This window comes from Pedobacter sp. AW31-3R (genome assembly GCF_052180285.1).
Lineage (GTDB): Bacteria > Bacteroidota > Bacteroidia > Sphingobacteriales > Sphingobacteriaceae > Pedobacter.
This window is the reverse complement of record NZ_CP197475.1, coordinates 2,938,044-2,947,402: the sequence shown is the minus strand read 5'-3', so window position 1 is coordinate 2,947,402 and position 9,359 is coordinate 2,938,044. Positions and strand designations below refer to the sequence as shown.

The window sequence follows — 9,359 nt, the reverse complement described above, 5'->3', positions numbered from 1 at the left end:
GCAGCCAACTAGAGCCTCAACTGAACATTTTATATAAAATATCTGTATTTTTTAATTCGTTTTAACCCTTTTCTCTTCGTCTGAAGATCCTTTCGTTTTGTTGTTCGGTCCTTTAATTTCTTTACTGCCAAATCGGTAAGAAAGACTCAACCTGTAAACCCGGGTTTCATCCTTTTGATGCAAATGATAATTTTGCAAGGGAATTCTACTGGTGATATCAGCAACATTCGTATTAAAAATATCATTTACTGATAACTTAATACTTCCGTTTTTATGCGCAAAAGACTTACTCAAACCCATATCTATGGAATAAATTGGCTTGATTCCATAAGTTCCGTACACCTGGTAAGACATATAGCTTCCGGAAAGCTCCGCGTTTAGGGTAGAGTTAATTTTTATAGCATGATTAGAGTCAAATTGAAAAGTAAATTTCCCGCTCTGGTATGGAGCACCCATTAGGTTTGGAGATTTGTACTTGTTGTAAAACAAAGTCAGGCTGTTGTCCGTATTCCAAAATTTAGCCAGGGCCAAAGGAGAACTGATATTTAGGTTATAATTTTCTTCACTGGCCAGGTTTTGTTGAGTTACATACAGTGTTTTTTGTACAGGATCAGACAACAGCACAGTGGAGATAACATCCCTTGTTTTACTGTATCCTAGCGTGGCATTTATCGTTTCCTTATAGGAATAAGAAAGTTCAAATGAATTGGTATACTGAGGGTTTAAAAATGGATTTCCCTGTTCAAACGTATACAAGTCAACAAATTCAACAAAAGGATTAAGGGAACCATAGTCTGGACGGTCTATACGTCTGCTGTAAGAGAATCCAGCCTGATGATTTTTGGATAATACCTGGTTGGCAAAAAAGCTGGGGAAAAAGTCAAGGTAGTCTCTCTTTACAATCCTTTGCTCAGTAATAGAATTTCCTTTTGAATTGGTCTGTTCTGCCCGTAATCCAAATTGGAGTGTTAATGATTCAAACTTTTTATTCAGGCTAAAATAAGCTGCATTTATATTTTCTCTGTATAGAAACTGATTACTCCTGTTGGTGTTATTTACCCACTGATTATTGATCAGATTTTCAAACTGAAAGTCATTATCTGTTTCAACGACGCTGCTTTTCAAACCACTTTCCAGTTTTAAACTTTCATTGAAAGCATAATTGTAATCAACTTTACCAGACCAGATGGAAACCACCGACGGGGTAGCATTCCGGAATATATTTCTATCCTTAAACTCCTGCCCTGCCGCATTCAGAAAAATGTTATTGTAATTGTTGTTTCTCTTGCTATTGTACCTGGAATAATCAAAATCTGCATTTAATTCCTGACCCAAGGTATCCAGAATCGATTTATAATTTAGGTTATACCCAATGTTGGAATATTCCCCCCGGGTAGGGTTATTGGCCACAATAGAAGAATCTACAGTATTCGGTTTTGAGCCAATAAACGTATGATTTTCAGAAAGGATATCACTATTTGCAGAACGTCCGTTTGCAACGAAGCCGATGGTATTGTTTTTATTGACAAAGTAATCAACTCCTGCTTTAAAGGTATGGTTGCTATAACGCCCCAACGACCGTCCATCCTGGTCAAAATAAGTAAGCTCATCGCTTGGAGAATTGTCTCTTAACAATTTTAATTTAGTTTCACTTTTATAATCGGAGAAATTATAACTGCCAAATACATTGAAATCTTTTTCACGGTGATTTAAATTAAGCGCAGCACTGCTTTTATAGTTTTTACCATAACCTCCACCAATACGTACACTGCCATTTGTTCCATATTCCCGGTTCTTTTTCAGTTTGATATTGATAATCCCGGAATTCCCTGCCGCATCGTATTTTGCCGATGGGTTGGTGATCAACTCAATGGTTTGGATTGAATTTCCATCGGTTGACCTCAATAGGGTCAGCAGTTGTTCAGAAGATAAATAAGTGGGTTTATCATCAATCATGATCAATACGCCCTGCCTCCCCTTCAAACCTATTCTTCCAGAACCATCAACACTTACGCCAGGGGCTCTTTGTAAAATCTCCAATGCCGTATTTCCAGCAGCCAGGATACTGTTTTCAACGTTGAGCACAGTCTTATCAATTTTGCGTTCAACAAAGGGTTTGGTACCCAATATGGTCACAGTATTGAGTTGATTACTAGATTTCAGCAGTTTGATTTTATCGAAAGTAAATACCTCATGAACAGAATCAATTTTAAAAGTATCGGTATATAATTTTTCGTAGCCAGTATAGCCTGCAATCAGAATATATGTTCCATAAGGAACCCCTTCAAATTTAAAATACCCTAATTCATCTGTTAAAGAACCTTTTACAACTGTAGAATCTTTAGCTTTCAGTAATCCAAGCGAAGCAAAGCTGACAGGCGCTAATGTTTCATCAGATAGAACACCCGTTACCTTGCCATAATTTTTAATAGATTGTGAATAAAGGGAGAAATGTTGAAATATAAAAAACAATATGATCGCAAGACAATTTAAAAACCTTTTTTTCATTAACAGGGTGATTAGAATTTATATAAAATTATAGCATTTTCTGACTACATCATTTAATTAAGTAGATAAAACATAAGCATAATTACAAAAAAAAAATCGTTAATACAATTTACTATTCATATGAATTCGCGATTTTTTAAAAAAAAATCGCAAGAACACGAAATTTTAGAAATAACAAGCGAAAAACACTTTAACATAATGTATTAGCAAAACTCAAAAAGCCGACCCAAAGTTTTTTAAAGTAAATTGAAAAGTTCACCTTAAATATTTAACTTAGCTTTAATATGAGAAAATTACTTAAGCTAATAATCCTTTTAATTGGGAAGAGAGGATTTGTATTCTATATTTTTCTAGGAATTTTTTCCGGTCTCTGCAATTTCCTTTTCATTACTTCATTGACCAAAGTAATTTCTCTTTTGATCAGCAAAAAATATGTCAGCATCAGCATCGACTATATTATTGTTTTTATTTCCATCATTCTGCTTTTCATGTGGATCCGCAGATCTCTTTCAATTGCCATTGTAAACCTCTCCCAAAACTTACTATGGAAGATCAGGAAACAGGTTATTTCTCTTGTGCTTAAAGCCAATTTCCATCAGCTTTCCAACAGAAGAGCCAGGATATATTCTGCCATTGTGAACGACATCAACACACTAACCCAGGCATCGCTAAACATGATTGGATTTTTCACCTCTTTTGTCATGGCCATTGCCTGCCTCATCTACTTGGGTTCTATATCCATCGTCCTGCTGTTGATCACACTGGCAGTTGCCGTGATAGGAGTAGCAATTTATTACATCAATTCAAAAAGAAGTGTCAAACAGCTGGAAACAGTCAGGGTATTGGATAGCCGGTTCCTGGAGCATTTAAATGCCATATTGGATGGATTCAAAGAAATATTTATTGAACCCAAAAAAGGAAAAGAAATCTACAATGATAAAATATCAAAAATTGCTGTTGACTCCTACAAAAGTAATTCCGCAGCATTTACAGGACTGATCAACAATCAGATCACCGGACAGGTTCTTTTTTATATTCTGATTACCGCTATCCTCCTGGTATTTAGCGTTAAACTGAAAGTTGAAGTAGGTAATATTGTCAGTTTCATTTTCACTTTACTTTACCTGCTCAGCTCTATTGAAGCGATCATGCTGCTATTGCCAGGTTTGCTGAGAGCCAGAGTGGCTTCAAAACATTTAATGGACCTGAAGTCTGAGTTGGAAAATGAAGAGTTCAGCAATAACTTCCCTGAAAAAGACATCACGCCTGACGAATTTGAAAAAATCACGCTTAATGGCCTGAAATTCGAGCACAAAAAGACAGATAAATCTTTTAAAATAGGTCCCATAGACCTGAACATCGACAAAGGGGATATAATTTTCATTTACGGCAGCAACGGAAGTGGCAAGACTACACTGATTTATTCGATCCTTGGCCTGCATATTCCCGATAAAGGCAGCATAAAGCTGAATAGCAAGAGGATATCCGAAAAAACTTATGCAGAATACAGGTCTATTTTTTCAGTAGTATTCAGCGACTTTTACCTGTTCGAAGAATTGTATGGCATTGAGGATGTAGATATGGATCGACTGAAATATCTCCTTAAATTATTCGACATCGACCATTTAGTTAATCTGAATGGCAGGGCCTTTTCCACACTCAGCCTGTCTACCGGACAAAGAAAGCGCCTTGCACTGATCGCCGCTCTTTTAGAGAAAAAGCCAGTATTGGTTCTGGACGAGTGGGCAGCAGACCAGGATCCCTACTTCAGAAAGAAGTTTTATACCGAGATCATCCCCGGTTTGAAGAAAGAGGGCATTACCGTTATTGCCATCACACACGACGACAATTATTATCACTGTGCAGACAAGCTGTATAAAATGGATTATGGTAAGTTGATTCAGGTCGAAAAAAACCATATGGTTAAGGTCAATAATATTGTTTCACAGCATTCATCCTCATAAATCACTTGTTATTTACTATGCACAACCAACAGTTATTTTTATGTCACTTTGCAGGAGGAAACTGCCATTCCTTCCAATTTCTCTACCCACATCTTAAAGATTTCGACATAATTCCTCTGGAACTTCCGGGAAGAGGACGAAGAATCAGGGAAAACTTACTTACAGACTTTGATCTCGCGGCTACAGACCTGTACAATCAGCTAATCACCAAACTGACCAACAACAGGATCACCATTTATGGGCATAGCATGGGTGCTAGTCTGGCCTTGAAAGTGGTTTCTATGCTGGAAGCAAAAACTGAAATCGAATGTACACTTATTGTAAGCGGAAGCCATGGTCCTACACCCATAAAGCGGACCTTAAAATACAATCTACCTGAAGATGAATTTATTGAAGAATTGAAACTACTCGGAGGGATCCCTGACGAAATCTATGCAGATACCGACATGATGCAAATCTTTCTACCCATTTTAAGAGCAGATTTCCAGCTTTTGGAGCTCAGTGACCTTAACAGCCTGCCTCCACTAAAAACTCCGGTCTTTGTCATTATGGGAGATCAAGAAAAACATTTAGATGAAATCGACAATTGGCAACGGTTTTCTCAGACACGAATTAATACTAAAATTTATTCCGGAGGCCATTTCTTTATCCATAAAAATGCAGGGAAACTTGCTGCTGACATCAAGACCTGGACCAATAAACATTTTATGCATACCTATCCATCGCAACCTTTTCCCTTGTAAATGCCATATGCCCAAAATCAAACTAAACTTCATCTTTCCTTTAATTTCGCTCATCATCATTGTAAACGCACTATCCAGGCAGATGTTTATGGTCCCTCCGCTGGGAAAACTGCTCGACCCATTTATTGGTGCTGTACAGAATGGAAACGATAACAGGCTAAACAGTAAACTTTCTGAACTCAGCAAGCAAAAGCTTCATGAGGATGTCAACATCTTCTTTGATGATCGAAAAGTTCCTCATATTTACGCCAAGAATCAGGAGGACCTTTATTTTGCCCAGGGTTATGTTACAGCATACTACAGGTTATGGCAAATGGACTTTTTGAGCCGGGTTGCAGGCGGCAGGTTATCAGAAATCATCACTGATGAAAAGGTTCTGGAGAACGACCGTCAAAAAAGGAGAACAGGTCTGCTCGTCGCCGCTGAAGCATCCCTCAAATATATTGAAAAAGACACCTTAACAAATCAGATACTCACTGCATATACCGATGGCGTGAACGCCTTTATTGAGGAATTGAATTACAAGGATATTCCCCTTGAATTTAAGGTAATGGACTACAAGCCCGAGCCCTGGTCCAAATTAAAAAGCGTACTGATCATGAAATATGTAGCAGATATGCTTACAGGTCACGATGAAGACCTTTTCCTGTCAAAAATGATGCTTTCTCTGGGTGAAGAACGGTTCAGCATGTTATTTCCCGATTATCACCCCCAGATTAGTCCGCTTGTGGGCGACTACAAAGCCACATCACAACCTGAGAAAATCACTGCACCAGACTACCTGAATTATTCCTTTTTATCTTCAAAACGCGAATTAACTGGAGATGCTTACAACCCTGCCCTAGGTAGTAACAGTTGGGTTGTGTCAGGAAATAAAACAAAATCCGGCAATCCAATCCTTGCCAATGACCCACACTTAAACCTTTCTTTCCCTTCCATTTGGCTGGAAATGCAATTGTCTTCCGCAGTAACTAATGTATACGGTGTGTCGATTCCCGGAACACCATCTGTCATTGTAGGTTTTAACGAAAATATTGCGTGGGGCATTACCAATGGCGCAGATGATGTCAAGGATTGGTATAAATTAAAGATCTCCAGCGATCGTAAAAAATACCTGGTTAATGGCCAGTGGAAAGACCTAAAAATCAAAGTCGAAGAAATCGGTAGAAAAAACCAAGTGCCTTTTTATGATACCGTATACTACACAGTACATGGACCAATACCCAATGATCCAAGGTTCAACAAATTAGAACCGGAATTGACAGATTACGCTTTAAAGTGGGGACTACATACCCCATCTAACGAATTTAAAGCCATCATTAACCTGAATCAGGCTAAAGATTACAAACAGTTTCTAGCTGCACTTAAAAACTTCAAAAATCCCATTCAGAACTTTACGTTTGCCGGTAAAGACAAAACCATTGCCGTTATTCATCAGGGAAACATGGCTGTTAAGAAACGCTTTCAGGGCAAATTCCTGATGGATGGGACAAAAAGTAACCCTGAAAAATTTATTCCGCAAGACAGTTTGCCACAACAGGTCAACCCCGTGGCAGGTTATATCGTATCTGCAAATCAACACCCTACAGCCCAAGGTTTTCCTTATTACTTTAATGGCTATTATTCTGACAACAGGTCTAACAGGATTAACGCTTTGTTAACTAAAGCCAATGATTTCGATATCGCTAAGATGCAGCAACTACAGTTGGACAATATTCACTACTTAGCCCGTGAGGCCTCTCCCTTATTAATTCATTACATGCAGAATGCAAAACTAAGCCAGGAAGATGAGAAACGACTGGACCTTTTTAAAAGCTGGGATGGTTCTTATACAAGAACGAGTGAAAATGCTGTATTTTATGAACTCTGGTGGAAGTACGTAAAAGATCTGACCTGGGATGAATTAAAAGAATATACCAACGCGCCTACGGTTCCGAATGAGTATATTTTGTTGGATATGATCAGGCGTCAGCCGGATAACATATACTTTGATAAAGTTGAAACCTCAAAAAAAGAAAATGCAGAAAATATCATTACTGAAGCCTTTGCTTCGGCGATAAAAGATTTCAGGCAACTGCAGGAGTTCAATGTGCCCCATTGGGGCGACCACCACAATGTCATGATCAAACATCTCGCCAGCATATCAGCTTTCAGCATCAAGGACATCTCCTCCGATGGACACCCTCAGGCCATCAATGCGATTGGAAGTAACTGGGGACCTTCCTGGAGAATGATTGTGGAACTTGGAGAAAAACCGGTCGCATATGGCATATTACCTGGCGGAGAATCGGGAAATATCGGTAGCCCCTTTTATAAAATCTCTGTGGACGATTGGCACAAGGGAAAATATTACCGCATCCAATTCTACAGTGCTATAGACGAAGCCAAAAAAAATGCAACCACTACCTGGACAATTAAAAAAGGACACTAATGAAATCATCAGAAAAAAAGAACCAAAATATTAAAGTTACCATCTTACTGATCCTAATCATTTTCGCTACACGTTTAATCTACATTTTGCCCTGGTGGAGCTTTATTATTCCTACCATACTGTTCGGAGTTTCCCAGAAATTATTAAAGATTCCCCTGACGCCATTTCTCGTTGGTTTTATTGCCGGGTTTATTGTTTGGTTTTGCTCAATGCTATATTTTGACATGACATTAAACGGTACCATACTTAGCAAAATAGGTGTGCTTCTCTTTGTACCTAAATTAGTGGTTATGGTCATTTCAGGCCTAATTGGTGGCATTCTTTCCGGCTTATCCTTGTATATAGGAAATACATTTTTTCAGTATGAATCGGCACCAGACTTTAATTAAATAATAGACAACATCCTACACATAAACATCAATCCACCCATAACCAATTAATGCCAAGTACCATGAATATGGATTAACCTAAGAACAAATAACTTTTTACAAGGAATACGGCCACCTTAAAATTGAAAATTACCTAAGTGAAGAAGAAATAAGGCTGTTAACGCTGGAATTGCCAAATACGATTGAAAAGAACTCCCCTAGAATCATTAGAGAAGACATGGCTCTGTAAGGTCAATTTTTGCTCCACACTTTTTAAATAACACTTACGATCGTTTAAGCAAACTCAAACGATTTGTATCTCCAGCTCAACAGCTGATCGCCAACGATGTTTATATCCATCAATATAAAATCAATACTAAAATAGATTATATAATTTACAGTGGCTAAAAATGATATTGATTTGTCATAATTGAAATAGGGACATCATTAGAGGCAACTTGTAAAATATAGTCATCAAATAGATTAATAGTTTTTAGATGCCACAATCTATGTGCTACAAATGTTTTATCGTCAGCGATTCCGAAACTTCCAAGAGGTATACTTAAACCTCGCCCATCTGCTTTTACAACAGCTTCTTTTGCAGACCAATAATAATAAAACCAAAATAACGTATTGGACGAATTAGTTATTTTATTCCATTCTTGGGCAAGGAATTGGGCTCGGAAATCAGAAATTTGTATCGGTTTAATTATTTCCAAATCAACTCCCACCCTGCAATCATCAGTATAGGCACAAACAACATATTCGCCTGAATGAGAAATATTAAAATCTATATTGCCCTCCAAATAAGGACGTCCGTATTTTGTGTATTTCAAATTGTTTAAACTATTGTCAACTCCCAATTGCTCTAGTCCTTTTTGTAATAAAAGCTTACCATATAGTGATGCTTGTGCGTCAGACCAATTTCTGTATTTTAAAATTTTTTTTCTGATATCTTGAGGAAGTGAATTAAGGTAGTCATTATATATACGATCTTCCAATTTATTTTTATAGTTAGCATAATAGATTTGAATCATGATACTCTTTTGCTTCCCTATCAATATCTTATGAAACCTACAAATCACTTACCATTTATTTATATTGATAAATGGGTATCAAATGTAAATTGTGTTAAAGATTTTAGTTTTGTAATTTTCTGATTAATATGCCCTTACGGATAAATTATTTTCCGGATTATTGATGCACATATTTAAAAGATTACTGTACATTGCTTAAAGTATAACTTACAAGGCAGAAGTATTTATAGGCCTTCTTGCCTACGAGTTATTTGAATAAGACTTCAACGCTCAGTTCAAATATACATAATAATTTATATAGTCCACTT

General features: G+C 37.3%; 6 protein-coding genes. 4 read left to right on the top strand and 2 right to left on the bottom strand.

Translation table 11 applies throughout. The features are described 5' to 3' along the window. Nucleotides 1-51 precede the first annotated feature (51 nt). The gene (locus tag ACSBL2_RS12120) at nt 52-2,508 is read right to left on the bottom strand and encodes a TonB-dependent receptor domain-containing protein (RefSeq protein WP_442591963.1); all 2,457 of its coding nucleotides are present in this window, start codon (nt 2,506-2,508) and stop codon (nt 52-54) included. A 284-nt stretch (nt 2,509-2,792) separates the two neighbouring features. On the opposite strand from ACSBL2_RS12120, the gene ACSBL2_RS12115 reads away from it, so the two are divergent. The 4 genes from ACSBL2_RS12115 to ACSBL2_RS12100 are packed head-to-tail and all read left to right on the top strand — an operon-like array spanning nt 2,793 to nt 8,035. Then, a complete protein-coding gene (locus tag ACSBL2_RS12115) occupies nt 2,793-4,472 on the top strand; it encodes a cyclic peptide export ABC transporter (protein WP_442591962.1) in 1,680 nt (559 codons plus the stop codon). A 17-nt stretch (nt 4,473-4,489) separates the two neighbouring features. Further along, the gene (locus ACSBL2_RS12110) at nt 4,490-5,215 is read left to right on the top strand and encodes a thioesterase II family protein (protein ID WP_442591961.1); all 726 of its coding nucleotides are present in this window, start codon (nt 4,490-4,492) and stop codon (nt 5,213-5,215) included. A 7-nt stretch (nt 5,216-5,222) separates the two neighbouring features. Next, nucleotides 5,223-7,646: a penicillin acylase family protein gene (locus ACSBL2_RS12105; protein ID WP_442591960.1), complete on the top strand. Its 2,424-nt coding sequence runs from the start codon at nt 5,223-5,225 to the stop codon at nt 7,644-7,646. Beyond that, a complete protein-coding gene (locus ACSBL2_RS12100) occupies nt 7,646-8,035 on the top strand; it encodes a hypothetical protein (protein WP_442591959.1) in 390 nt (129 codons plus the stop codon). The genes ACSBL2_RS12105 and ACSBL2_RS12100 overlap by 1 nt, the downstream gene beginning before the upstream one ends. 383 nt (nt 8,036-8,418) lie before the next feature. Here ACSBL2_RS12100 and ACSBL2_RS12095 read toward each other — a convergent pair whose 3' ends face one another. Continuing rightward, complete coding sequence (locus ACSBL2_RS12095; RefSeq protein ID WP_442591958.1) at nt 8,419-9,051, bottom strand: 4'-phosphopantetheinyl transferase family protein; 633 nt, start codon at nt 9,049-9,051, stop codon at nt 8,419-8,421. Between the last annotated feature and the right edge of the window lie 308 nt (nt 9,052-9,359).

Bases quoted from the DNA above. Each gene is read 5' to 3' on its own strand.
- ACSBL2_RS12120 (WP_442591963.1), bottom strand. From the start codon at position 2,508: ATGAAAAAAAGGTTTTTAAATTGTCTTGCGATCATATTGTTTTTTATA.
- ACSBL2_RS12115 (WP_442591962.1), top strand. From the start codon at position 2,793: ATGAGAAAATTACTTAAGCTAATAATCCTTTTAATTGGGAAGAGAGGA.
- ACSBL2_RS12110 (WP_442591961.1), top strand. From the start codon at position 4,490: ATGCACAACCAACAGTTATTTTTATGTCACTTTGCAGGAGGAAACTGC.
- ACSBL2_RS12105 (WP_442591960.1), top strand. From the start codon at position 5,223: ATGCCCAAAATCAAACTAAACTTCATCTTTCCTTTAATTTCGCTCATC.
- ACSBL2_RS12100 (WP_442591959.1), top strand. From the start codon at position 7,646: ATGAAATCATCAGAAAAAAAGAACCAAAATATTAAAGTTACCATCTTA.
- ACSBL2_RS12095 (WP_442591958.1), bottom strand. From the start codon at position 9,051: ATGATTCAAATCTATTATGCTAACTATAAAAATAAATTGGAAGATCGT.